General features: G+C 41.5%; 26 protein-coding genes. 21 read left to right on the top strand and 5 right to left on the bottom strand.

Going from position 1 to position 24,390, the window contains the following annotated elements; all coding sequences use genetic code 11:
* Positions 1-2: 2 nt before the first annotated feature.
* From cmoB to BKH46_RS07830, 4 genes are all read left to right on the top strand, one after another.
* On the top strand, positions 3-950 hold the full coding sequence (gene cmoB, locus BKH46_RS07815; RefSeq protein ID WP_095226281.1) for a tRNA 5-methoxyuridine(34)/uridine 5-oxyacetic acid(34) synthase CmoB: 948 nt from the start codon (positions 3-5) through the stop codon (positions 948-950).
* Positions 922-1,371, top strand: a complete 450-nt coding sequence (locus BKH46_RS07820) for a thioesterase (protein WP_095226282.1) — start codon at positions 922-924, stop codon at positions 1,369-1,371. The genes cmoB and BKH46_RS07820 overlap by 29 nt, the downstream gene beginning before the upstream one ends.
* A 1-nt stretch (position 1,372) precedes the next feature.
* Positions 1,373-2,500: a glycosyltransferase gene (locus tag BKH46_RS07825; protein ID WP_095226283.1), complete on the top strand. Its 1,128-nt coding sequence runs from the start codon at positions 1,373-1,375 to the stop codon at positions 2,498-2,500.
* A 139-nt stretch (positions 2,501-2,639) separates the two neighbouring features.
* Positions 2,640-4,172, top strand: coding sequence for a methyltransferase regulatory domain-containing protein (locus BKH46_RS07830; protein WP_095226284.1), 1,533 nt, complete (start codon positions 2,640-2,642; stop codon positions 4,170-4,172).
* A 31-nt stretch (positions 4,173-4,203) separates the two neighbouring features.
* Here BKH46_RS07830 and BKH46_RS07835 read toward each other — a convergent pair whose 3' ends face one another.
* Positions 4,204-4,947 (bottom strand): carbonic anhydrase family protein, encoded by a 744-nt coding sequence (locus tag BKH46_RS07835; protein ID WP_095226285.1) that lies wholly within the window; start codon positions 4,945-4,947, stop codon positions 4,204-4,206.
* A 254-nt stretch (positions 4,948-5,201) separates the two neighbouring features.
* Here BKH46_RS07835 and BKH46_RS07840 point away from each other — a divergent pair, with 254 nt between their 5' ends.
* The 14 genes from BKH46_RS07840 (at position 5,202) to BKH46_RS07905 (ending at position 15,239) form a co-directional block, all read left to right on the top strand.
* On the top strand, positions 5,202-6,311 hold the full coding sequence (locus BKH46_RS07840; protein ID WP_095226286.1) for an alanine--glyoxylate aminotransferase family protein: 1,110 nt from the start codon (positions 5,202-5,204) through the stop codon (positions 6,309-6,311).
* 8 nt (positions 6,312-6,319) lie between these two features.
* Positions 6,320-6,778: a phosphoribosyltransferase family protein gene (locus BKH46_RS07845; RefSeq protein ID WP_095226287.1), complete on the top strand. Its 459-nt coding sequence runs from the start codon at positions 6,320-6,322 to the stop codon at positions 6,776-6,778.
* A complete protein-coding gene (rimO, locus tag BKH46_RS07850; RefSeq protein ID WP_275542187.1) occupies positions 6,775-8,100 on the top strand; it encodes a 30S ribosomal protein S12 methylthiotransferase RimO in 1,326 nt (441 codons plus the stop codon). The genes BKH46_RS07845 and rimO overlap by 4 nt, the downstream gene beginning before the upstream one ends.
* Positions 8,094-9,119 carry a tRNA lysidine(34) synthetase TilS gene (tilS, locus tag BKH46_RS07855; protein WP_095226288.1) on the top strand — a complete coding sequence of 342 codons (1,026 nt, stop codon included), beginning with the start codon at positions 8,094-8,096 and terminating at the stop codon, positions 9,117-9,119. Before rimO ends, tilS begins: the two co-directional genes overlap by 7 nt.
* Positions 9,120-9,251: 132 nt before the next feature.
* Positions 9,252-10,718 (top strand): cytochrome-c oxidase, cbb3-type subunit I, encoded by a 1,467-nt coding sequence (ccoN, locus tag BKH46_RS07860; RefSeq protein ID WP_095226289.1) that lies wholly within the window; start codon positions 9,252-9,254, stop codon positions 10,716-10,718.
* Between the two features lie 14 nt (positions 10,719-10,732).
* The gene (ccoO, locus tag BKH46_RS07865; protein ID WP_095226290.1) at positions 10,733-11,416 is read left to right on the top strand and encodes a cytochrome-c oxidase, cbb3-type subunit II; all 684 of its coding nucleotides are present in this window, start codon (positions 10,733-10,735) and stop codon (positions 11,414-11,416) included.
* A 27-nt stretch (positions 11,417-11,443) separates the two neighbouring features.
* On the top strand, positions 11,444-11,644 hold the full coding sequence (locus BKH46_RS07870; protein WP_095226291.1) for a cytochrome c oxidase, cbb3-type, CcoQ subunit: 201 nt from the start codon (positions 11,444-11,446) through the stop codon (positions 11,642-11,644).
* Positions 11,645-11,655: 11 nt separating this feature from the next.
* The gene (gene ccoP / locus BKH46_RS07875) at positions 11,656-12,531 is read left to right on the top strand and encodes a cytochrome-c oxidase, cbb3-type subunit III (RefSeq protein WP_095226292.1); all 876 of its coding nucleotides are present in this window, start codon (positions 11,656-11,658) and stop codon (positions 12,529-12,531) included.
* A 10-nt stretch (positions 12,532-12,541) separates the two neighbouring features.
* Positions 12,542-12,748: a DUF4006 family protein gene (locus BKH46_RS07880; protein WP_095226293.1), complete on the top strand. Its 207-nt coding sequence runs from the start codon at positions 12,542-12,544 to the stop codon at positions 12,746-12,748.
* Positions 12,749-12,868: 120 nt separating this feature from the next.
* A complete protein-coding gene (locus tag BKH46_RS07885; RefSeq protein WP_095226294.1) occupies positions 12,869-13,474 on the top strand; it encodes a hypothetical protein in 606 nt (201 codons plus the stop codon).
* A complete protein-coding gene (locus tag BKH46_RS07890) occupies positions 13,471-14,073 on the top strand; it encodes a hypothetical protein (protein WP_095226295.1) in 603 nt (200 codons plus the stop codon). The genes BKH46_RS07885 and BKH46_RS07890 overlap by 4 nt, the downstream gene beginning before the upstream one ends.
* Entirely contained in the window at positions 14,039-14,398 is a 360-nt protein-coding gene (locus BKH46_RS07895) for a hypothetical protein (RefSeq protein WP_095226296.1), read from the top strand. Before BKH46_RS07890 ends, BKH46_RS07895 begins: the two co-directional genes overlap by 35 nt.
* Entirely contained in the window at positions 14,379-14,825 is a 447-nt protein-coding gene (locus BKH46_RS07900; RefSeq protein ID WP_095226297.1) for a hypothetical protein, read from the top strand. The genes BKH46_RS07895 and BKH46_RS07900 overlap by 20 nt, the downstream gene beginning before the upstream one ends.
* Complete coding sequence (locus BKH46_RS07905; RefSeq protein WP_095226298.1) at positions 14,826-15,239, top strand: hypothetical protein; 414 nt, start codon at positions 14,826-14,828, stop codon at positions 15,237-15,239. It abuts the gene before it with no gap.
* Positions 15,240-15,307: 68 nt separating this feature from the next.
* On the opposite strand, the gene polA is transcribed toward BKH46_RS07905, so the two are convergent.
* Complete coding sequence (gene polA / locus BKH46_RS07910; RefSeq protein WP_095226299.1) at positions 15,308-18,025, bottom strand: DNA polymerase I; 2,718 nt, start codon at positions 18,023-18,025, stop codon at positions 15,308-15,310.
* A complete protein-coding gene (gene thyX / locus BKH46_RS07915; protein ID WP_095226300.1) occupies positions 18,003-18,671 on the bottom strand; it encodes an FAD-dependent thymidylate synthase in 669 nt (222 codons plus the stop codon). The genes polA and thyX overlap by 23 nt, the downstream gene beginning before the upstream one ends.
* 123 nt (positions 18,672-18,794) lie before the next feature.
* On the opposite strand from thyX, the gene BKH46_RS07920 reads away from it, so the two are divergent.
* On the top strand, positions 18,795-19,061 hold the full coding sequence (locus BKH46_RS07920; protein ID WP_095226305.1) for an RNA-binding S4 domain-containing protein: 267 nt from the start codon (positions 18,795-18,797) through the stop codon (positions 19,059-19,061).
* On the opposite strand, the gene arsB is transcribed toward BKH46_RS07920, so the two are convergent.
* On the bottom strand, positions 19,039-20,301 hold the full coding sequence (gene arsB, locus BKH46_RS07925) for an arsenical efflux pump membrane protein ArsB (RefSeq protein WP_095226301.1): 1,263 nt from the start codon (positions 20,299-20,301) through the stop codon (positions 19,039-19,041). The two genes, BKH46_RS07920 and arsB, sit on opposite strands and share 23 nt — an antisense overlap.
* Positions 20,302-20,547: 246 nt before the next feature.
* On the opposite strand from arsB, the gene ileS reads away from it, so the two are divergent.
* On the top strand, positions 20,548-23,340 hold the full coding sequence (ileS, locus tag BKH46_RS07930; RefSeq protein ID WP_095226302.1) for an isoleucine--tRNA ligase: 2,793 nt from the start codon (positions 20,548-20,550) through the stop codon (positions 23,338-23,340).
* Positions 23,341-23,353: 13 nt separating this feature from the next.
* Positions 23,354-23,494, top strand: a complete 141-nt coding sequence (locus BKH46_RS09535) for a hypothetical protein (protein ID WP_172402598.1) — start codon at positions 23,354-23,356, stop codon at positions 23,492-23,494.
* A 260-nt stretch (positions 23,495-23,754) separates the two neighbouring features.
* Here the strand turns inward: BKH46_RS09535 and BKH46_RS07935 are convergent, their stop codons facing one another.
* Positions 23,755-24,186: a DUF1104 domain-containing protein gene (locus tag BKH46_RS07935; protein ID WP_095226303.1), complete on the bottom strand. Its 432-nt coding sequence runs from the start codon at positions 24,184-24,186 to the stop codon at positions 23,755-23,757.
* Positions 24,187-24,390: the final 204 nt, after the last annotated feature.

Genomic DNA, 24,390 nt, shown 5'->3' on the forward strand with positions numbered 1-24,390 from the left:
ATATGCCTACATTGCTTGCTGCAAAACAAAGAGGCCAGAAACTCCTGACTTCAAAGACACTCGCCCCCATTGCCCTCAAGCTGCAAGATCTTGCAAGCAAACTCCCCACTTCTAGCTTGCCTTATAGCTATGCTAAAGGCATTATCATTGCCCTCCCTCCTTTTCTTGATACGGAGTTGTATCCACTCATACAAGAGATTGCCCTTGATCTGAAGCCTTGGCGCAAAGGGCCTTTTTATTTGGGAGAGCTTTTTATCGATACAGAGTGGCAGAGTTTTATGAAATGGGATCGTATCGCTTGTTTTGTGGATTTAGCAGGTAAAGATGTTGCTGATATCGGCTGCAACAATGGATTTTATTTATTTGCTATGGCAAAGTCTTCTCCAAAGAGTCTTACAGGCTTTGATCCTAGCGGGCTTTATAAAATGCAATTTGATTTTATCAATCTTTTTATCCAGCAAACAATCACCTATGAACTGCTTGGAGTCGAACATCTCAAGATTTATGATAAAAAATTTGATATGATTTTTTGTTTGGGTGTTTTGTATCATCGCAGCGATCCGATTTTGACACTCAAGGCATTGTATGCAGGGCTTAAAGAGGAGGGCGAGGTCATCTTAGATACTTTGGTGATCGACTCTAGCCTTGAGATTGCCCTTTGTCCTAAAACTTCTTATGCCAAAATGCCTAATGTATATTTTATCCCCTCTGTTCCGACATTAGAGGGCTGGTGCATACGCGCGGGGTTTTCTTGTGTAGAGGTTTTAGCCATTTGGGATACAACACCCCAAGAACAGAGAAAAACGCAATGGATTGATGGGCAGAGCTTGGAGAGCTTTTTAGACCCCAAAGATATGCACCGAACGATTGAGGGCTATGACGCTCCTAAGAGAGGGTATTTCAGACTAAAAAGGACAAAAAATGGACGAACAAAAACAAGAAGCATATGAGGGCACAAGCAAAGAAGAGCTCATTATCGGTAGCAAAATCGATCGGTCTGTATGCGGGGAGCTTGTGTCTTTATCTCCCAATAAAGCCGAGGTTTTTTTCACTCCCACTGAAGCAATGATTTGTGATGAGGGGGTTATCCATATGGGCTTTGTCTTCAATGCTGCTGCTTTTAGTGCCTTGTGTGCTATCAACAAAAAAAATAGCATTATCATCGGCTCAGAAGTGAAGTTTTTAGCCCCCATTGAATATGGCTATGAATTATTATTCCAAGCAAGCACACTCCAAAGTGAAGCAAAAAAATGTGAGGTCAAAGTCGAGGGATTTTTGCTCGATATTAAGGTATTTGAGGGGATTTTTTATGTAGCAATTTTTGACAAAAAGCTATTCAAACTCCGACTCAAAGAAGACAAAAAGAGCTAAAATGACTATTGTGCTTGTGATCGATAGCTTTGCAGATAAAAGCAATGGCACTTCAATGACAGCCTTTAGATTTGCCCAAGCCTTGCAAAAAAGGGGTCATTGCGTGCGTGTTGTAGCGCCTTTTGTGGAGGGAGAGGGCTATTATTGCGTGCCTGAACTATATATCCCCTTGGTGACAGAGATTTCACGCAAACAGCATATGGTTTTTGGAAAACCTGTCAAAAAAACACTCCAAAAGGCTTTTGATGGGGCAGATATTGTGCATTTGTTTTTGCCCTTTGCACTTGAAATCACAGCTATGCAAGTTGCCAAAGAAATGGGAATCCCCTATATGGCTGCTTTCCATCTCCAACCCCAGCATATTACTTATAACATCAAACTCCAATCGTTGGGCTTTTTGAATCGATTTATTTTTTGGCTTTTTAAAAGGCGCTTTTATCGGCATATTTCTCATATCCACTGCCCCTCTGCTCTGATTGCTGATGAAATCACAAGGCATGGCTATCAGGGCAAAAAATATATCATCTCCAATGGATTTGACAAGTTCTATGCACCCCCTGTCAATAAGCCTTTAAGCGATGGGCTGATCCATATTGTGATGGTGGGTAGATATTCCAATGAAAAGCGCCAAGATGTGCTGATTGCAGCTATCAAGGCAAGCAAATATGCGCATAAAATCCAACTCCATCTCAAAGGCATAGGCCCCACACAAGAGCGCCTCCAAAAGCTCGCAGCATCTTTGGCATATCCTGTTGATTTTGGATTTGCGCAACCTCCTGCATTACTCAAGGTCTTGCATAGAGCAGATATTTATGTGCACGCAGCAGATGTTGAGGGCGAAGCGATTGCTTGTTTGGAGGCCATATCTTGTGGTGTGGTGCCTATCATTGCAGATAGCAAAATCTCAGCAACAGGGCAGTTTGCCCTTGATGAACGTTCTTTGTTTGCAGCAGGAAATGCCCTAGACCTTGCAGCCAAGATTGATTATTGGATAGACAATCCAATCGAACGTGAGCGTATGGGGAAACTCTATGCACAGAGTGCTTGCAAATACACACTAGAAGCTTCAATCCAAAAAGCCGAGCAGATGTATCAAGAAGTAATCAATGATTTTAAGACCATCAAATAATATTTAACCAATCTTTTAAGCCCAATTTTTATCCTTTTATATTAAATATTAAAAATAAATTATATTTTCAAATCCACCCAAATAGTAATATATTTTTTATTGTATAATCAAATATTTATATATTGAAAGGATTGCCTCGATGGACAAGAATCGTTATATTACTGATATTGATTATACCTATGGGTATTATAAAGAAACTAGCCCCCTTGTTTTTAAGTTTATTTGCTTACTCAAAGGTATCAAACCCCTTAAGATACAAGCAGCTTGCGAGTTGGGCTATGGAAATGGAATCAGTGTCAATGTGCACGCTTCTGCTTCGGATACATTATGGTGGGGGACAGATTTTAATGTTTCTCACGCACATTTTGCGCAAGATCTCGCTGCAGCTTCAGGCAATGGTGCGTGCTTGTATGCAGATTCTTTTGCTGATTTTGTCCATCGCACTGATTTGCCTGATTTTGATTTTATTGCTTTGCACGGAATCTATAGCTGGGTGGATAAGGGCAATCGTGATTTGTTACTGCAATTTATCAATAAAAAGCTCAAAGTAGGGGGTGGTGTGTATGCTAGCTATAATGTCTATCCGGGGTTTGTGCAGCTAGCACCTTTTAGAAATCTACTCAAAAATGTTTCAGATTATCTCTCCCCTAATACGCAAAGCTCTCTTGATAAACTGCGCTTAGGGCTGGAGATATTTGATAAGCTCGATAAAGTGGGCACAGGTTTTATTGAGTCCAACCCCCATCTCAAAAAAAGAGTCGCCAATCTTAAAAAGATGGATAATATCTATCTTGCGCACGAATTTATCAATGACACTTGGGAATTGATGGACTTTATGGATATTGCTCGCTCGTTTGAAGCTGCAAGGCTAGGCTTTGTGTCGAGTGCGAATTTTATTGCTTTGCTAGAAAATATCATCTATACAGATGAGCAAAAAGAATTGATGGGGATTGTGGGGAATATATTTTTCAAAGAATATATCAAAGATTTCATACACAACACCAATTTCCGCAAGGATTATTGGATCAAAGGAGCGCAAAGGCTCAGCACACAAGAGTGTCAGAAGCAAATCAGTGCGATTGCAGTGATTTTGATCGCATCTAAAGGGGATATCAAATATTCTATTGAAACAGGCTTTGGCACTATCAATCTTGATAAGGAATTTTATGAGCCTTTGGTGGAGATTTTGAGCGACCATACGCCTAAGACTATCACACACATTTTTGAGAGTTTTAAGGGCAAAAAAAGTATCGGTGAGATTATTGAGGGGGTGGTTGTGCTGACTATGCTAGGGCATTTAGAAGAAGCGCAAGACCCAAGTATCGCTCAAACATCTTTGCATAAAGCCCATCAGTTCAATTTAGAGATTTTAGAAAAAGCTAAAAATGGTCCGCAAATTTCTGTGCTAGCAAGTGCGCTTTTAGGCAGAGGTATTGCTATCGATCGCATGGATCAGTTGTTTTTGTTAAGTCGTTTGCAGGGTAAAAATAATGCCAAAGACTATGCAGATGATGCGTATGCAATCCTTGAAGAGCAAAATCAAAGACTCATTAAAGATGGCAAAGTTCTTGAGAGCAAAGAAGAAAATATCAAGGAGCTCCAAAGCAGAGCTGTGGTGTTTGAGGGTAAATTAAAGCTTTTTGAAAGTCTGAAGCTTTTTAAAAAGCTTTGATCCCCCCCCCCTTTTTTTTATGAACACGCATTTAGTGCTGAACAATGATACGATTGTTTCTTGGCTGTAAGGGTCTGTTGGTGGGTCCTCCCATTGTCTTTTGAAACTTTTCTATTTGGGCTTTTGAGATTTCTAATGGCTCTTGGAGCATGATCCAAGTGACGCCCTCATTGCAAGGAGGCGTAGTCAATGAACCACCAAATTCAAAAAATCTCGGCTTATTGGGCATGAGCTTGTTTAAATCAATCTTTTTGACAGAAGAAGTCTTGTCTTTTTGGGGCATGATTTCCCAGATGGGAGCTAGGATTTTGTTTTCTTTGCCCGCTTGGAATTGTATCCCCACAACAAGGAGATAACCATCTGCATCTTGATGCACTAAATGCATTTCTAGGGGGTATTGTTTGCTATCTATGAGAAATTCGCTCGGAGAGTGGAAATGGAATTGCAATAAGCGATACTGATGTCCATTGAGTTCTATATAGCTGCCACTTTCTTCTTTGAAATTTGCTTGGATCGTATGGCCATTGTTGATGACAGATTCGATACCATCATCATAATGGAACGCAATTTTTTTGGGATATTTGGCTTGGATATAGTGGGTAATATCAATGGGTGTTTGGTTGTGCCCTGTTTGGCAAGTCGAGAATTCAGCAGCTATCTTGCCCCAATGCTCAGGAGAGTCTTTGCCCTCATAGCTCCAATGGAACTCTTCACTCAATGCAGCACTAGCAAGCAGACAACACAATAAAGAACATAATGCAGATTTTTTTATCATTGTAATTTCCTTTTTTGAAAGTTGTGATAATGCACGACTATTATATATTTAATTTCTTATTTGATAATAAATATTATCAAATGGTTATTATTATTGATATTTTTCCGTTAGCCCTTGCAGCCCTTGCGACCCTCGTGCAGTCCCTATGCAGAGAAACAAAATGTTAATTTTCTCAAAAATCTCTGATTGTCTTTTAACTCTCAAGGGCATTGTTGTATAATATTTGTTTATATTTTACAATTAGGAGAAATGTGATGTTGCTCTTCACACCAGGACCTACGCCCGTCCCTGAAGCGATAAGAACGGCGATGGCAAGGCCGATAATCCACCATAGAACCCCCGAGTTTGAGGCTTGTTTCCAGAGGGCTAGAGAGAGCTTAAAACAGATACTCAAACTGCCTGAAGTTCTCTTGCTTGCAAGCAGTGGGAGTGGGGCGATGGAGGCTTGTGTGCGGACATTTTGTGCCCAAAAGCTCTTGAGTGTCAATAGCGGGAAATTTGGCGAGAGATTTGGCAAAATCGCAAAAGCTTATCAAATCCCTCTCACAGAGATTGTCCACGAATGGGATACGCCCACTAACGCTCAAGAGATACTCCAAGCACTCCAAAAAGAGCCAGAGATCGATGCGGTGTGTATGCAAATTTGTGAATCATCTGGCGGACTGCGCCACCCTATCGAAGAGATTGCTGCTGCTATCAAAGGCTTCAATCCTCAGATTGTAGTGATTGTTGATGCTATCACAGCAATGGGCGTGGAAGATATTGATACGACCCATATTGACGCCCTTATTGGTGGCTCTCAAAAGGCCTTTATGCTCCCACCTGCAATGAGTATCATCGCATTGAGCCCTTTGGCTGTGCGCTTAGCTGAGCAAAGAGATGTTGGATTTTATTTCAATCTCAAAACAGAGCTCAAAAACCAACAAGCCAATACCACAGCGTGGACAGCCCCTATCAGCCTTGTTATCGGGCTAGTGGCGTATTTTGAAGAGGTAGAGCGTTTAGGGGGTATCACAAAAATCTATGAACAGACACAAAAAAGAGCCCTAGCAACGCAAAAAGCCCTCCAAGGTATCGGTCTTAAAATCTATCCCAAAGCCCCTGCTTTAGCGATGACTACGATTTTTGATGTTGATAATGCTGCTGCAATTATGAAGCTTTTGAAAAAAGATTTTGGGCTCACTCTTGCAGGGGGACAAGACAGACTCAAAACTTCTATTTTTCGTATCAACCATATGGGGATTATCCCTGTTTATGAGGCTCTATGGGTTGTCAATGCGATTGAAATGGCACTCGATAGACTGCGTATAAGGAGCTTTGATGGCAGTGCTAATCGAATATTTTTGCAAGCTTATTATGGCTAGGAGTGTAGATGTATTATTCTTATGATGATTTTTTGAACGATTTGAAAACCTTGCACAAACAAGTTGGAGAGAGAGTGGGCGTGCCCGATGCGATTGTATGTATCGCTCGAGGGGGAATGACAATGAGCCATATGCTTGCTTTGGCTTGGAATCTGCGCTCTGTATATACACTCAATGCGATCTCTTATAGCGATGCGAATGTTCAGAGTTCTTTGATTATCGAAAATATGCCCCAAATCAAATACGAGCACCAACGCATTTTGGTTGTTGATGAAATCGTAGATAGTGGCAAGAGCTTAGAAACGATCATGCATAAATTGCGGGGCAGTTATCCTGAGAAGATGTTTTATTCTGCTGTGATTTTCCAAAAATCGAGTGCAAAAGTGCGGGCAGATTTTTATCTCAAGTCTGTTGTGGAGTGGATTGACTTTTTTTGGGAAGTGGATATGCTGGAGAAAAAATCTTGAATAAAAAACTCCATCTGATTTCATTGGGCTGCACTAAAAATCTTGTAGATTCTGAAGTGATGTTAGGTAGGCTTAGGGATTATGAGATGACAGATAATCCTAGCTTGGCTGATGTGATTATCATCAATACTTGTGGGTTTATCCAATCAGCTAAAGAAGAGAGTATTCAGACAATTTTAAATGCTTCACAGAGTCGAAAAAAAGGGGCTTTGCTTGTGGCGAGTGGGTGCTTGAGTCAGAGATATAAAGACGAGCTCCAAAATCTGATTCCAGAGATTGATATCATCACAGGCGTGGGGGATTATAACAAAATCGATTCAATGCTAGCACTCAAAAATAGCCAGCTCTCCCCACAAGTGTATCTGGCTAGCGAAAAAGACAAACGCGTGATTACAGGCTCAAAAATCCACGCTTATATCAAAATCTCTGAGGGCTGCAATCAAAATTGCAGTTTTTGCGCGATTCCAAGCTTTAAGGGCAGGCTGCAGAGTCGGGGGATTGCATCGATTTTGCAAGAAGTGCAAGACCTATGCGCGCAAGGCTATTCTGATTTTACATTTATTGCACAAGATTCGAGCTCGTATTTGTTTGATACCAAGCAAAAAGATGGTCTCATTTGCTTGATCGATGCCATTGAGAAGCAAAATCTTGCTAAAACAGCTAGAATTTTATATCTCTATCCCTCTAGCACGACTTTGGAGCTCATCAAAAGAATTGCTGATTCAAAGATTTTTCAAAATTACTTTGATATGCCTATCCAGCATATCAGTGATACAATGCTCCAAAAAATGCGTCGGGGCACGAATAAAGCCCGACACATCGAGCTTTTAGAAGCAATGCGTAAGGTGGAGGGGAGCTTTGTGCGTAGCACTTTAATCGTTGGCCACCCCCAAGAGAGCCAAGAGGAGTTTGAGGAGCTTTGTGCGTTTTTGAGAGAATTTTGCTTTGATCGGCTCAATGTCTTTGCGTTTTCTTCAGAGGAGGGCACACTAGCGCATAAAATGGCAGAAAAAATCCCCACTAAAATCATCAACAAACGCATCAATGCTATCAATCAAATCATTTTATCCCAGCAAAAAAGCCTCTATACACAAATGCTCACAAAGACCTATCCGATTATCTTAGAGGGCAAGAGTGGAGTCAGTGAATATTTTTATAGTGCCAGAGATATTAGATGGGCACCTGAAGTCGATGGAGAGATATTGATTAATGATAGCGATTTAGATGATTTGCGTTTGGAGAGTGGGTATTATGAAGCGAGGATTTCTGAAGTCAAAGACAAGCTTTTGTTTGCAAAGGTAACCCAAAAGCTCCAATGCTAACTCTTGAATTTACCAAGAACCTAGAGGGCAGAAAAAATCTTTTGGGCTTCTCAGGTGGCGTGGATTCAGTCGGCTTGTTTCATGCTTTGCGTGCTAGAGGGATTGGATTTGATATAGCCATTGTTGATTATGGTGTGCGAATGAGCGCAAAAGATGAGGTGGCGTATGCTCAAGCGCTAGCAGATGAGCACAAAAAACAATGCTTTATCTATCACGCCCCTAAGATATTGAAGAATTTTGAAGCCAAAGCTAGAGCAATCCGTTATGGGTTTTTTGAAGAAATTATTGCCTCAAAAGGGTATGCAAACCTTATCTTAGCCCACCATCTCAATGACCGCTTTGAGTGGTTGTTGATGCAGCTCTCTAAGGGCAGCTCTTTGGGCACTCTTTTGGGCTTTGATGGTATCGAGGATAGAAGGGGCTATCAAATTATCCGTCCACTGATTAATGTCCCTAAAAGCCTGATTTATGAATATTGCAATGCTTATGAATTCTATGAAGACACCACGAATACAGACACAAGCTACAAACGCAATGCTTTCCGCCAAAAATATGCTAATGAGTTCATCAAAGAATACAGCGCAGGGGTGAGGAGATCTTTTCAGTATTTGAGCGAGGAAAAATCTCTCCTCTATCCCAAGACAGCTCTTATGCAGCTAGGTTCTATCTATTATTTTGCTCACAATGGCGATAATAACGATACTCTTAGCCTCTATCGCGTGGATAAAATACTCAAACAAATGGGCTATGTGCTCTCTGCTCCCCAACGCCAAGAGATACTCAAAAGTCGCTTTTCTTTAGAAATTGCGCAACAATATACCATCACAAAGGGAAAAAAACATATTTTTATCGCCCGCAATTGCAAGCACCTCTCCCTTTGCTTACCCAAACGATTTAAAAATATCGCACGCAGCTTGTATCTTCCCCCTAAAATACGACCTTTTGTCTATGGAGTTTTGCTTGAAATGGGACTAGGGATTGATGCGATGGCAGAGTATCTGCGTGCCAAAGATTTGTAAAATATCAATAAATTGTTAATATTTGACTATTTTTGTCCACATAAAGCTGATTTTTTAAGTTATAAATCAAGGAAAAAGGCTAAAATTAGTAGGTTGCTTCTGGACTAAGAAGAATACCAAAAAGGAGATAAAATGCGTGATGGTGCTGTTTTGGAGTATGATTATTCCATCGCTAAATTGTTTTTATATGCAACGATGGCATTTGGATTTATAGGAATGTTGATTGGTGTTGTGTTGGCATTCCAGCTAGCGTTTCCTGATTTGAACTATATCGCTGGAGAATACAGCATATTTGGGCGACTCAGACCTTTGCATACCAATGGTGTCATTTATGGCTTCACATTGGGTGGAATCTGGGCAGGGTGGTATTATATCGGTCAGAGAGTCTTGAAGATTACCTACCACCAACACCCATTTTTAAAGCTTGTGGGCTATTTGCACTTTTGGATTTATATCGTTGTGCTGATCCTTGGGGTCATCAGTCTTTTTGCAGGGCTCACACAATCTAAAGAATATGCTGAATTGATCTGGCCCTTAGATATTTTAGTTGTCATTATCTGGGTGCTTTGGGGGGTCAGTATGTTTGGGAGTATGGGTGTGCGGCGAGAAAAGACCATTTATATTTCTTTGTGGTATTTTATTGCGACCTTTACAGGCATTGCTGTGTTGTATATATTCAACAACCTCTCTATCCCCACGCATTTAGTTTCTGGTGTGGGCAGTATTTGGCACTCTATCTCAATGTTTGCAGGGAGCAATGATGCGATGATCCAATGGTGGTGGGGGCATAACGCTGTTGCGTTTGTATTCACTTCTGGTGTGATCGCGACACTTTATTATTTCTTGCCCAAAGAATCAGGCCAACCCCTCTTTTCATACAAACTCACTTTGTTTTCTTTCTGGAGCTTGATGTTTGTGTATATTTGGGCAGGAGGGCACCATGTGATTTATTCGACCGTGCCTGATTGGGTGCAGACGCTAGGATCGGTGTTTTCTGTTGTTTTGATTTTGCCCTCTTGGGGGACAGCTATCAATATGCTGCTTACAATGCGTGGGCAGTGGCACCAGCTCAAAGAATCCCCTTTGATTAAATTCTTAGTTTTGGCCTCGACTTTTTATATGCTCGCTACTTTGGAAGGACCAATCCAAGCAATCAAATCTGTCAATGCCTTAGCACACTTCACAGATTGGATCATCGGGCATGTCCATGATGGCACACTTGGTTGGGTGGGCTTTACGATTATTGCAGGCTGCTATCATATGGTTCCGCGTATGTATAAGCGAGAGATTTATTCTCGCAAGATCATGGATATCCAATTTTGGATCATGACCATTGGTATTGTGCTTTATTTTTCTAGTATGTGGATATCAGGTATCACACAAGGTATGATGTGGCGAGATGTTGATCAATATGGAAATCTCACTTATCAGTTCATCGATACTGTGCGGGTGCTATTCCCTTATTATGTGATTCGAGGGATTGGAGGGCTGATGTATTTTATCGGCTTTGTGCTGTTTATCTATAATGTCGTGATGACCATCACTGCAGCAAAAGAGCTAGAGCGTGAGCCAAACTATGCCACGCCTATGGCTGCTTGATAAGGGGGTAATGTATGTTTAGTTGGCTAGAAAAAAATCCTTTCTTTTTTACCGTGGCGTTTTTGTTTGTCTTCTCGATTGCAGGGCTTGTGCAGATTGTGCCTGATTTTATGAAATCTTCCAGACCCATTGAGGGGCTAAGACCTTATACGGTGCTAGAAACTGCAGGGCGACAGATCTATATCAGTGAGGGTTGCTATAACTGCCACTCCCAGCTTATCCGACCTTTTCAGGCTGAAACAGATCGCTATGGGGCTTATAGTATGAGTGGTGAGTATGCTTATGATAGACCTTTTTTATGGGGGTCTAAGCGCACAGGACCTGATTTGCATAGGGTGGGCGATAGCCGCACGACAGATTGGCACGAAAACCATATGTGGGAGCCTACAAGCGTAGTGCCTGATTCAATCATGCCTGCTTACCATCATTTGTTTAAAAAAGATACTGACTTTGATACAGCTTATGCTGAAGCCTATACACAAAAGGTAGTCTTTGGTGTGCCTTATGATACGCAAGATGGTGTGCCTTTAGGGGATATTCAAGAGGCCAAAAAAGCCTATATGCAAGAAGCAGGCGAGATTGTCAATAATATGAAAAACCAAAAGATCAAAGATGCATACCAAAAAGGTGAAGTCAAAGAAATTGTTGCTTTGATTGCTTATCTCAATAGTTTGGGTCAGTCCAGAATGGCTAAATAGGGGTGCAACGATGAGTAGGAGCAAAAGATGAATTTAGAAGTGATCCGAGCAGTCGCCTATACCGTTGTCACGATTTTGCTAGCGATATTTTTGTATGCATATATCATCAGACTATATGTCAAGCAAAAAAAGGGCATTACAGATTATGAAAAATATGCAAATTTGGCCTTGAAAGATAACTTGGAAGATGAGCTTATCGAACCCAGAGAAAGCAAATCAAGCAAATAAAAGGAGAAAATATGGGATGGTTGAGTGATAATATAAACCTTATTGGCTTACTCGCTGCAATCGGTATCTTGGCTTTGACAATAATCACAGCAGGGGCTTTGATTAAAAAAATGCGTGAGGCAAAGCCCAGCGGAGATCTCACAGATCATAATTGGGATGGTATTTCTGAATTCAACAACAATATCCCTGTTGGTTGGGTGCTTACCTTTATGGTTTTGGTTGTGTGGTTGTTTTGGTATGTCTTTTTTGCGTATCCATTGGACGCGTATTCTCAAATCGGTGAATACAATCAAGAAGTCCAAACTCACAATGAAAAATTTGAGCAAAAATGGGCAAATTTGAGCCACGAAGATATGGTCAATATGGGGCAGGGTATCTTTTTGGTGCAATGCTCGCAATGCCATGGGATCACTGCTGAGGGAATGCACGGGAAGGCACAGAATCTGACTCGATGGGGCAAGGAAGAGGGGATTATAGACACTATCGAGCACGGAAGCGTGGGGCTGGGCTATGATGGTGGTGAAATGCCTGTTTTGGGCTTGAGTAAAGAAGACGCAAAAGCTGTAGCATCTTATATTATGGCTGATATTTCTGAAGTCAAGCATACCCAATACCCTGATGAAGTCCAAAAGGGCAAAGCAGTCTATGACACTGCTGGGTGTGCTGGGTGCCACGGACCAGATGGCAAGGGTATGCCAGGTATGGATAATTTTGCCCCTGATTTGAGTAAATATGGCACAGAAGATTTTCTCAAAAGAGTGCTCGCACACGGCAAAAAAGGTCTTATTGGTCAAATGCCATCTTTTGCTTATAGGAATTTTAATGATGTCCAAATCAAAGCACTCGCAGAATATATCAATTCTTTGATGCCTTTGGGCGAAGAATAAGGAGAAAGTTATGAACGGATTATTTGGAATCAATGGTTTGGTGGGCTATGTGATTGCTGTTGTTTTGGTCGTGGGGATTGCTGTGTTTTTTAGCGTAGTGGCTATTGGTGTGCAAAAAACTCAAGCAACCCATTACTACAAGCTCCAAGACCAAAGCGCTATCCAGATGAAAAATACCAAAAATGACAAGCATTATGAATTGGTGCAAACAAAATAAAAGGAGAAACAATGCGACTTACCCCTCTTGAAAAGATTTTGACAATTTTTATTGTTGCAATGATTGTTATGGCGATCGTTATCCCTTTTATCCCTAACCTCTTTTTGTTTATGGTTTGAGATGTTCTCTAGGCTCAAGGGGCTAATTTTTTGCTTATTTTTACCCATATCGCTTTTAGCGCAATCTTTTGTCTTACACAATCAAACAGGGCTTTTGCTCCCTAAAGCAGCCCTTTTGGTGCAGGCAGTTTCTCATGAGCTGTATGCAAAAACAGGCTTTTCATTTTATATCGATATGGTCGATACACACCCTTTAAACACAAAGCAAGAGCGCAAGGCTTATGAGAGCGATGTAGCTTCCAAGCTAAGCTCTCCTTATGCTGTTTTGTTTTTCTTCCGAGAGGCTAAAAAAATTGAAATTATTTTAAGCCCAAATGCTCAAAATCTTTTTGATATCAACCAGATGTATTTTGATTATATCGCGCCTTTGCTCCCTGAAAAAGATACCGATCTCACTCCAGAGAGGATTTCTGCTTTTTTGATCAATGGCTATTCTGAAATTGCAGATAGAATCGCTGATGGGTATGGTATCAAACTAGAAAATAACTTCCCTCCAGACAATCAAAATCAATTTGTCCGAGTGATTTTGTATCTGATGTTGATTAGTTTGGTGGGGTTGTTTGTCGTTGTTTATTTTTTCAAAGGCAAAAACAAAGGTAAAAAATGAAAAAAAGCAGAAATTATTGGCCCTTGGGGATTTTGTGTGTGATTATTGTTGGGATTGTGATGTTGGTTTTGCTCGTGCGGCTTTCGATACTAGACCCTGTGATTGATGATGGGGCGTATTTTGAGAAATATTCTCGTGTCGATGCAGATATCAATACCATTATCAAAGACACTAAAGGCTTTGAAGGCCATTATGCGCTCTATTTGGGGGCTAATGCAATCCCACCTAAAGATATTTCTTCTCAGCCATTATCGCCCTATTTCATCAAAGGCCATCGCGATAAGCTCAAGCAAGCCCCAAAAATAGAGCTTTTTACAGATACACCCAATCATATTTATCTAAATATCATCGCTAAAGATCCAAATACAAGCATTGCAGAGCTAAAAATCACACTTTTTATGGAACGTTATCATATGGAAAAGGAGCGTTTGGAAGTGGGGGCATTGCAGTGTGATTTGCAGGGGGTTTGTGTCAGTCCAGAGTTTGCTTTAGATGTAGCAGGCAGATGGAAGGCGATTTTGCAAATAGAGTATGCACAAGATGGACAGCACAAAAAGATATATTTTGAAAAAGAGTTTTTTGCCTCCAAGCACCCATAAGACTCGCAAGTGCTTTGCAAGTCTTGAGCTGATATTAGCGCTTGTTTTGATGGGTGTTGCGTTCAAGATTTTTTGGGAGATTTATGGACAAAGTATGCAACAGATAGCCCTAAATCAGAAAACACAAGCACTCAGCATTGCCCAGAAAAATATACACAATCAGTTGAGTGCTTTGAGCACCCAAGGGGGTGGCATACCTTTTAGTGTAATTTCTCAAAAAGGTTTTCATTATGAGGGGGTATGGGTGGAGGAGCATACACAAGCTGGTTCATACCATTATTTTTCCCCCAAAAAGATTAGCACTTATGAGTCTAGCACAAACTAGAGGAGGCTTTATCCTCTTAGAATATCTCATTGCACTTGTTGTTATTGGTGTGATTGGAGTTGTTGGGATAAAAATGCTAGCAAGCTTGCAAGCCCAAAACCACCACCAAGCCCGCTATAATCACAGGCTTTCTGAAGCCCAAAATCTCTTAGATGCGATACAAAATTATTTGCTAGAAGCGCGTATGGATTCTATTATGACACAAGATAATACCCTATCGTGGCGCATGCAAGACCAAGATAGCTCCCATCAAGTTACTTTGCATGCCCAGATGATATATCTTGATGGACTCAAAGCCCTTGATGGCGTCAGTGCCTTGAATATCCAGCCCAATCGCGGGGGATTTGAGATCACATTGTGTATCCACTATCAGCGCAAAACCCATTGTCTGCAGCGATGGATAGAATCAATGGCTATGGGAGCGTAAATGCGGGGTGGGTATGTGTTGCTTTATGCGTTGGGGATATTGCTGGGAGTGGTCTATATCCAGATGAATACTCTCCACCATAGCCAGATTGCCCTAGACCGCACGACCAACGCACACACAAGGTTCCAATCCTTGCTCGATGCCCATAGTATCGCAGAGATGGCAAGGGTATGTTTGGAGCATTATGATGCGCAAGATTGCGATCGTGATAGCTTTGTATTTGAGGGGACTTTGGGAGGTTATCATCTCATCAAGGGCAGTGATGGGCGATATTGGGCAGATGTGTATGTCGAGAGGCAAAATCTCCGGACTTCTCAGATCTTACGCACACATCTCAAAACAGAGCTCAAAATACAACTCAAAGCCCAGCCCACGCCCCAACAAGCCCCTATCGCCAATCACAATCAATCTTGAACGCTCTAAAAAGTATTGATTTAATGGCTTTTGTATAGTTTTTGGAAAAAAGAGGGGGGCAAGCTTTGCTATTTGAGCTCAGCCCAATTTTCTCCAATACTGATACCACATTTTAGGGGGACATGGAGTGTATAGATATGATTCATCATTGTTTCAATCTCTTTAGAAGTCTGCTCGATCAGCTCTTTAGGCAGCTCAAAGATTAGTTCATCGTGGACTTGCAAGAGCATTTTGATGGGCGTGTTTTTGAAGTGGTGGTGGATTTTAAGCATTGCTAGTTTGATGAGATCAGCAGTGCTCCCTTGGAATATGGAGTTGATACCCTCTCGGAGGTAGTTGGATTTCATAAAATCTGTTGCATTGTTGAAATCAAAATATCGCCGATGTCCCAAAAGAGTCTGTGCATAGCCGTGTGTGAATATCTCTTCTTCTTGGGTTTTGAGGAAGTTTTTCACCGTTGGGAACGATTCAAAATAGCTATCGATATAGCCCTTGGCCTCTTTGGGCGATATTTTGAGTGTTTGCGCAAGTTTCCTTGAGCCCATGCCATAGATCAGACCAAAATTGATAGATTTAGCAATGGCGCGTTTTTCTTTGGCATATTCAGGGCCAAAGATTCTAGTGGCTGTTTCTGTGTGGATGTCTTTGTCTTGCACGAAAGCATCAATCAAGTTTTTGTCTTGACAAAAATGTGCGAGCAAGCGCAATTCAATCTGGGAGTAATCCACGCTCAAAAGGGCATTGTCCTTACTGCTACTGATGAAGCCCTTGCGTATTTGCTTGCCTGCTTGCGTGCGCACGGGGATATTCTGGAGATTGGGGGATTTGGAGCTGAGCCTGCCTGTGGCTGTGCCTGTTTGCAAAAATGAAGTATGGATTTTATTGTCTTTGCTATGGAGTTTTAAGAGCGGCTCGACATAGGTATTTTTGAGCTTAAAAGTTTCACGATATTCCATAATCTCAGGGATAATAGGGTGTGTATCTAAAAGCCCCTCTAGTGTTTGTTCATCTGTGCTATAGCCGCCTTTGATTTGGCGCGTTGCTTTGAGTCCTAGGTGGTCAAAAAGCACTTGTGCCATTTGCTTGGGGGAGTTGAGATTGAATTCATAGCCCGCATACAAAAAGACCTTTTCTTGACTCTGGGCTAGCTGGCAAGCAAGCTCATCTTTGAGCTTTTCAAACCATTTGACATCAATGGTGATACCATTTAACTCCATATCTTTGAGGACTTCTATAAAAGGAAATTCGATTGTTTCAGCAAGCTCGATGATAGACTCTAGCCCCTTGGATTTGAACTCTTCAATGAGCCGTTCATACAGATTCATACTCGCAACAGCGTCTTCGCTTGCATATTGTGCAGCGATATCTAGGTGGATATGTGAAAAATCCTGATGTTTGGGCACGATATCTTCAAAAGCGATCATTTTATGGTGGAACCATCGCTCCATCTGGCTATCAAGCCCCACACTCATCACGCTATCAAGCAGCCACGCAAGCACCATAGAGTCTTTGATGGGCTTTTGGGGTTGGAGGTCAAAATTATTTTTGGCTATCAAAATATCAAACTTGAGATTATGCCCGATGAGAGGGTGGGAAAAAATCTTTGCAATTGCTGTTTTGGCGTCTTCTTTTGAGATTTGAGATTCTACGCCCAAGTAGCTATGCGCGATGGGGACATAATAGCCATTGATTCCATCAACACAAAAGCTAAATCCCACGATTTTGGCATTTTGCACATCGAGTGAGTTGGTTTCACAATCATAAGCAATCGCTGCAGTGGGGGGGATTGTATCAAGGATTTGAAAAAGCTTGGCAGTATCATTGAGGAGATGGGGGGTGAAAGTGAAGCTAGAGTGCGAGGAGGTTTGCAGACCACCTATGCCCTTGCCTTTGGATCTAAAGACTTTAGCAGGCTGGGTCATAGGGACTCCTTTGAGCCTTTGGGCGATCTTGATAAAATCATAATGCTCTAGTTCATCAACGATGATAGAAAGAGGGTTTTGGGTAGGCATTTTGCAAGATTGCAAGTCAAAATCACGCAATAAATCAGTCTTGAGTGTTACAAGCTCTTTACTCAAATAAGCAGATTCTCTGCCCTCAATGATCAAAGCAGCAATCCTTGGACTGACAACTTCAGTGAGCTTGTCTTGATGGGTATAGATATGCTCCAAGCTCCCAAAATGCTCGATTAGCTTTTGCGCAGTCTTTGCTCCAATGCCTTTAATCCCAGGGACATTATCGCTACTATCGCCTACTAAGCTTTGATAATCAACAAAAGCCCTAGGAGGGACGCCATATTTTTGGATACATTCTTTTTCGCCGATATCGGTTTTTTTGATGGGGTCATAGAGATAGGTATTGCCATCAATGAGTTGATAGAGGTCTTTATCGTGGCTGATGATACGGACATTGATATTGTTTTGACTAGCGATATAATCCAAAGAAGCAATGGCATCATCGGCTTCATATCCCTCAAAGCTCAAGTTCAAAAATCCCATTTTATTGATCCACTCAATGGCAATAGGCAGCTGCATTAACAAGTCTTGGGGCGCTTGCACGCGAGTGGCTTTATAAGCAGGATAGAGTGCCTTGCGCCTGCTTTCCCCTCGCCCCTCTAGTGCAAAGACAATATAATCAGACACTCCCTCTTTATGCAAGTTCATGATTAAATTAGCAAAGCCCATCAAAAGACCTGTAGGGAAACCCTCATTGTTTTTTAGCGGTGGGAGGGCATAAAAACTACGAAAAAAAAACCCAAAAGTATCAACAATCGTCAAGGTCTGCATTATTTTCCTTGTTTTTTTCATAAGGCTGGGTGATCTTTGCTTCAAAGATGAAATGGTGTTCTTGGGGTAGTGCTTCAAAGATAGCGTGGGCGAGCTTTTGGATCTCCCAGAGTGCAGCTCTTGAAGTGCGTAGTTCTAAGAAATTCTGAAGACTGCGGGCGTTGATACTCCAATGCAATTCTGTTTTATAAGATTCAGGCATAGCATATTTGGCGATATCATTACCTATAGGAGCACACAAGAGCTCGCGGAGATGTTCTAGGGCTTGCACAGATGCGATATTGACCCTTTCATCGGGGGTAAAGACAAGATATTTTTGTGCGCGCATGAGATTGGCTGCATTGATAGGGAGGAAGCTTGCTTCGTGTTTGATTTCTTTGAGTGTGTAGCGGGAGGACTTGACGCTATAGCTTGCCATACGATGGCGTGCAAGCTCTTGAAGACAAGCACGACTGATACCTTGGATATAGAAATTATAATACAAATGCTCGAGTGTGCTTGCGTGCTTGAATTTATTGCCGACACGATCGATGAGATCGAGGTCTTTTTGACCACCATTATCGGATTTATCAAAGCTTTGCCAGCAAGTGCGGATAGCCATCGAGCAGACTTCAAGCGGGGTAAAATGTTTGAGTGTCACTTTCATAGTTTTAAGATCCTTTAATAAGGAATTTTACAAGTTTGAGGATTAGAGCTTCTTTAAAATAGATCCTTGAAAATAGAACCTTGGTTTTTACTGATGGTTGTTGTTTTTGGGTTATATTTTTGTATGCGGATCGATAAATTTATTAATTCTGTCAATATCGTCAAAAAACGTTCTATCGCACAAGATATGTGTGAAAGTGGTGTAGTTATGCTCAATGGGAGTGTGGCTAAGTCCAGTAGAGATGTGAAAATCGGAGATATTATCGAGCTCAAATATCTCACAAACACACGCACTTATCGTGTGCTCGCTATTCCGACTACTAAAAGTATCCCCAAATCCCAAACCCAAGAGTATGCCATAGAAATCTCTAAGCCCACCACATCTGCGTGAGTAAGGTTGCTAGCAACACAGGGGGAGTGAGGATTAAGCCCATTTTGCAGTATTGCAACCACGAGATTTTCAAGCCCTTGTTCCCTAAGATATGCAGCCATAGCAAGGTCGCTAGCGAGCCAATGGGCGTGAATTTTGTGCCGATATTAGAGCCGATGATATTGCTATAGGCCAGATGGGATAGCCCTGTGTCTTTGAGTGCGATATTTTGGATAAAGTTTGTAGGCATATTATTCATCAATGCAGAGAGTATCGCAGACAAGATGCCCACGCCAAGATGGGAGATTTCTTTGCCTTTTGAGGCAAGATAGACCAATATATCATTGAGATAGTCTATCAAGCCAGCATTTTTCAGTCCATAGACAATGACATATAACCCCACACTCAAGCCCACTACTTGCCAAGGGGCGTGTTTGAGAATTTTTTTAGCAGAGATATTGTGATATTTTTGTGCGATAGCAAGAAAGATAATCGCCCCACCGAGCACAAAAATACTGATGGGCAAATGATACATATCACCCCAAAACAATCCCAAGGCCAAAAGTCCCAAAAACACCCACGCAAAGATAAATAACCCCATCGAAGTGATAGCGTCTTTAGGGGCTTTGAGTGCGTGGGGAATGAGCGGGGTATTCAGGGCTGGATAAAAATACACATAAAGGACAAGGATTGAAACGATGATAGCTATCAGATTGGGAACAAACATCATTTGCATATAATCAATAAAGCCAATTTTAAAAAAGCCTGCAGTCAAGATGTTTGTGAGGTTAGAAGTCACTAGGGCATTTGAAGCAGTATCAACGATAAATCCTGATCCTAGCACGAAAGCAAGCAAGAGAGGTTTGGGAGCTTGGAAATATTGCATCAGTGCAAAAACAATGGGCGTGAGGATAAGCACAGCCCCATCATTAGCACACAAGATTGACAGAAGTGCGCCAAATATTAAAATCAGCACAAAGAGCTTTTTAGGGCTGCTTGTGTTGTGTTTGGCAATCCATAGAGCGATCGCTTCAAAAAATCCAATCGCCTCTAATGTCAAAGACAAGATGATGAGCCCAATGAGCGTAAAAGTCGCGTCCCATACAATTGTGGTGATGTGATAAATATCTATCCAGTCTATGAGTCCAAAGACCAATGATACCCCAGCCCCGATTAGAGCGACACTGCCAAAACCTAGCCCAAAAGGTCGGGTGATGAGCCCAATGAGTGTGAGCAAAAAAATAAGCGATGCAAGGATCAATATGGGATTCCTAATAAAGATTTGAGGAGGGATTTTAGCACTGATGGGATAAAATACACTTGAGATGGTCTTAGAATTTTGAGTAATCAAGAGGGCAAAGAGAAGGTTTTATGGAGTTTGAAGAGAGTTTGGTAGGTATTTTGGGTGCAAGGAGTGATTTGTGATGGATTGTTGATGGGGTTAAATCATTTTTTCAGCCCTTTTCTTATAAAATATAAAGGAATTTTATGACACAAGGACTCTTTGATGGATTATAAAGACACACTCATTCTCCCCCAGACCCAATTCCCCATGAGAGGGAATCTCCCTATAAATGAACCTGCTAAATACCAGCAATGGCAAAAAGATAAAATCTATGATAAGATGAAGGCAAATCGCAAGCCTCAAGAACAAGCCCATAAGACTTTCAATCTCCACGATGGCCCTCCCTATGCCAATGGACATCTCCATATCGGGCATGCACTCAATAAAATCCTCAAAGACATCATCATCAAATACCATTATTTTCAAGGCAAATCTGTTCGATATACCCCTGGGTGGGACTGCCACGGACTGCCAATCGAGCAGCAAGTAGAGAAAAATCTCGGCAAAGAAAAAAAAGACGCCCTGCCTAAGGCAAAGATCCGTGAGCTTTGCAGAGAGCATGCACGCAAGTTCATCGAAGTGCAGAAAAATGAATTTTTGCAATTAGGCGTTTTGGGTGATTTTGACAATCCATATCAGACGATGGATTTTAAATTTGAGAGTGATATTTATAAGGTCTTGTGTGCTGTGGCACAAAAGGGGCTTTTGGCCGAGCGGAGCAAGCCAATTTATTGGAGTTGGGCTTGTGAAACGGCTTTGGCTGATGCTGAGGTCGAATATAAAGACAAAGAATCTGATTCTATTTATGTGCGTTTTGCACTTCAAGACGCTGCTTGCGCAAAGCTTGGGGTCAAAGAGGGTTTTGTAGTGATTTGGACAACGACACCTTGGACATTACCAGCAAATGCTGCTATCGCATTGAAGCCCAATGAAACCTATGTCATCACGCAAAAAGGTCAGATTGTAGCTAAGGCATTGCACGCAAAGCTTTGTGAGCAAAATCTCATCGATAGAGAAATTTTAAAGGAATTTATCTCCAATGATTTAGAAAATCTTAGTGCGACAAACCCACTCAATGGGCGTGATTCACTCATTATCTTAGGGGAGCATGTGAGCTTGAGTGATGGGAGTGGTGCGGTGCATACTGCTCCTGCTCATGGTGAAGATGATTATTATGTGGGGTTAAAATACAATCTCCCTGTGATTATGCCTGTTGATGACAAGGGCTGTTTTGATACGACTATTATCAGAGAGAAATTATTACCCAGCGAGTTTTTGGGTATGCATATTTTCAAAGCGCAAGAAAAGATTATCCAAATGCTAGGAGATTCTCTTGTGCAGCATACAAAAATCAAGCACGCATACCCGCATTGTTGGCGTTCGCACGAGCCTGTGATTTATCGTGCTACGACGCAGTGGTTTATCTTGATGGATAAGCCTTTTATGGATGGTAAGACTTTAAGGCAGGTCGCTTTAGAGGCGATTGACCAGAGTGAGTTTTATCCCCAAAGTGGCCGCAATCGGTTGGCTACGATGATTGAGAATCGCCCTGATTGGTGCATTTCAAGGCAAAGGGATTGGGGAGTGCCTATCGCGTTTTTTAAAGATAAATTGAGTGATACAACGATATTTGACACAGAAGTGTTGGGGCATTTAGCAGATATTTTTGAAAAAGAGGGGTGCGATGCTTGGTGGAGCAAGACTACAGAAGAGCTGCTCCCTGAGTCGTGGAAACATAGGGCTAAAGACCTTGAGAAAGGCAACCATATCTTAGATGTGTGGTTTGATAGTGGGAGCACTTGGAGTGCTGTACTCGATACACAGAATGCACAGACAAATACCCAACAATATGATGGAGGTGCTTATCCAGCTGATGTGTATTTAGAGGGGAGCGATCAGCATAGGGGGTGGTTTCAGAGCTCTTTATTGCTGAGCTGTATTCTCAATGGCAAAGCACCTTTTAAATCTGTCATCACCCACGGATTCACCGTTGATGAAAAGGGTGAGAAGATGAGTAAATCTAAGGGCAATGTGATCAGCTTAGAATCCATCTTAAAAGAATATGGCAGTGATATTTTAAGGCTTTGGGTGGGAATGAACGATTATCAAAATGACTTGAGTGTGTCGGTGAATTTTTTCAAGCAAATCAGCGAGCAGTATCGCAAAATACGCAATACGATACGATTTTTGCTCGCTAATACCAATGATTTGCAAGCGCTTGTAGCGCCCAATGAGCTCAGTGAGATCGATCGATGGATCCTCCAAAAAGCCCATGAGGTATTTACACAAGTTGAAGCTCTTTTTGGTAGGTATGATTTTGTCAAAGGACTGGGGATTTTGATGGGGTTTTTGACCAATGAACTCAGTGGAATTTATTTGGATTTATGCAAAGACAGCCTTTATTGTGATAGTGCTTGTTCTCGTGCGCGTTTAGCCCATCAAAGTGCGATGGCATTGATTGGCACAAACCTCCTCCATCTCCTAGCCCCTATCATTACTTATAGTGCTGATGAAGCGCTGAGCTTTGCACCAGAGGTCATCAAAGGCGGGGCAAAAGATATTTTTGAACTCCAAAAAATTGACATACCCCATACATTTGATTTGAATATCCATACAGACTTTGGAGAGCTTTTAGAAATCCGCTCTCACTTTGGAGAGGCGATCGATACCCTCAAGAAGCAAAAAGTCATCAAGTCTTCTTTAGAGCTTGGGATTGGTGTTGATGGGGAGAGATTTAAGGATTTGGCAGAGTGGCTGATTGTGAGCTGTGTGGTGGAAACTTCTTGCGTGCCTCAATCAGCGATCGTTGATACCTTTAGGGCTAAAAGCCTTGGAGAAGAGAGGGAGTTTGTTATATTCAAGACTGACAAACACAGATGCCCGCGATGTTGGCGATATGTGAGTGATCGCTGCGATACACTTTGTGACCGATGTCAAGAGGTGCTTGAAAAATAGGGAGTTTTACTCAATGGGGTTTGAAATTTTTGGTCTTAAAATGTTTGATTTGAGCAGGCCTTTTGGCTATAGCGAGGTATTTGCTACGATTATTATTGTTTGTTTGATAGCGTATGTGGGCTTTTATATCCTAAAAATCAAGTCAAAGAAATGATAGCCCTCAAAGACTCAAGATAAGGATATTTTAGCCATATTTTTATTAAGATTTAAACAAGCAAAATTTAAACGAAAAGTGTAAATGTGCAAGATTTAAATGTGATTGTAATAGACTGCAAGCTGCTATTAGATTCTATCAATTCTAGGACTTTTTAGAGTGGAAGAGATGAATTTTCAATCTAGCATAGATTGTATGAGGGCTTTAAAAGTTTTGGCAGGATAGCCCTGCCAATGTATCTGGATACATTTGAGAGATATTTATTTGCCTTTGGGTTCGGGCTGTTTTTTACCTTGATCGGCGTGTTTTTTATCGTGATCGTGGTGCATACCACATTTATTGAATTTACGATCTAAACCGCTTTCTTTGAGCTCTTTTTTGCTCATGGTTTTGATTTTTGCGTCCATAGCTTGTTTGATAGCTTCTCGCCTTTCTCTGAATTCTTTTAAAGTCATTGAATCAGTGTTTTTTTGCATTGCTTCTTCGAGTTGTTCGTGGAATTTTTTAGCTTCTTCTTTTTTCATTGTTTTCATACGCTTATGGATTTCGATTTTATAATCAGGAGCATCAGCAGGAGCGACTGTTCCAGCCATTTTAATCAACTCTTCATTGCTCTGTTTAGAAAAATCAGCACCAAAGCTTAGTGAAGCACAAACAGCCCCAGCCAAAATCATTGCAGCAAACTTATTCATGTATTGTCCTTTATTTTTAAGATAGGCAGAGATTATAAACCTCTAAAGTGAATCATCTGTTAAGTTCCTATCTTTCTCATCTCCTCACCTCACCCTACTCCTTTGATAATGTCTCCTAGTGGCTTCAAACTCTCTATTCTTACTCACAGGGCTAGCCTTTTGTATCTGGCTTTCTTGCATTGATTGTCTAGGGCTTGTCCGATT

It is taken from the genome of Helicobacter sp. 12S02634-8 (assembly GCF_002272865.1).
GTDB lineage: Bacteria > Campylobacterota > Campylobacteria > Campylobacterales > Helicobacteraceae > Helicobacter_J.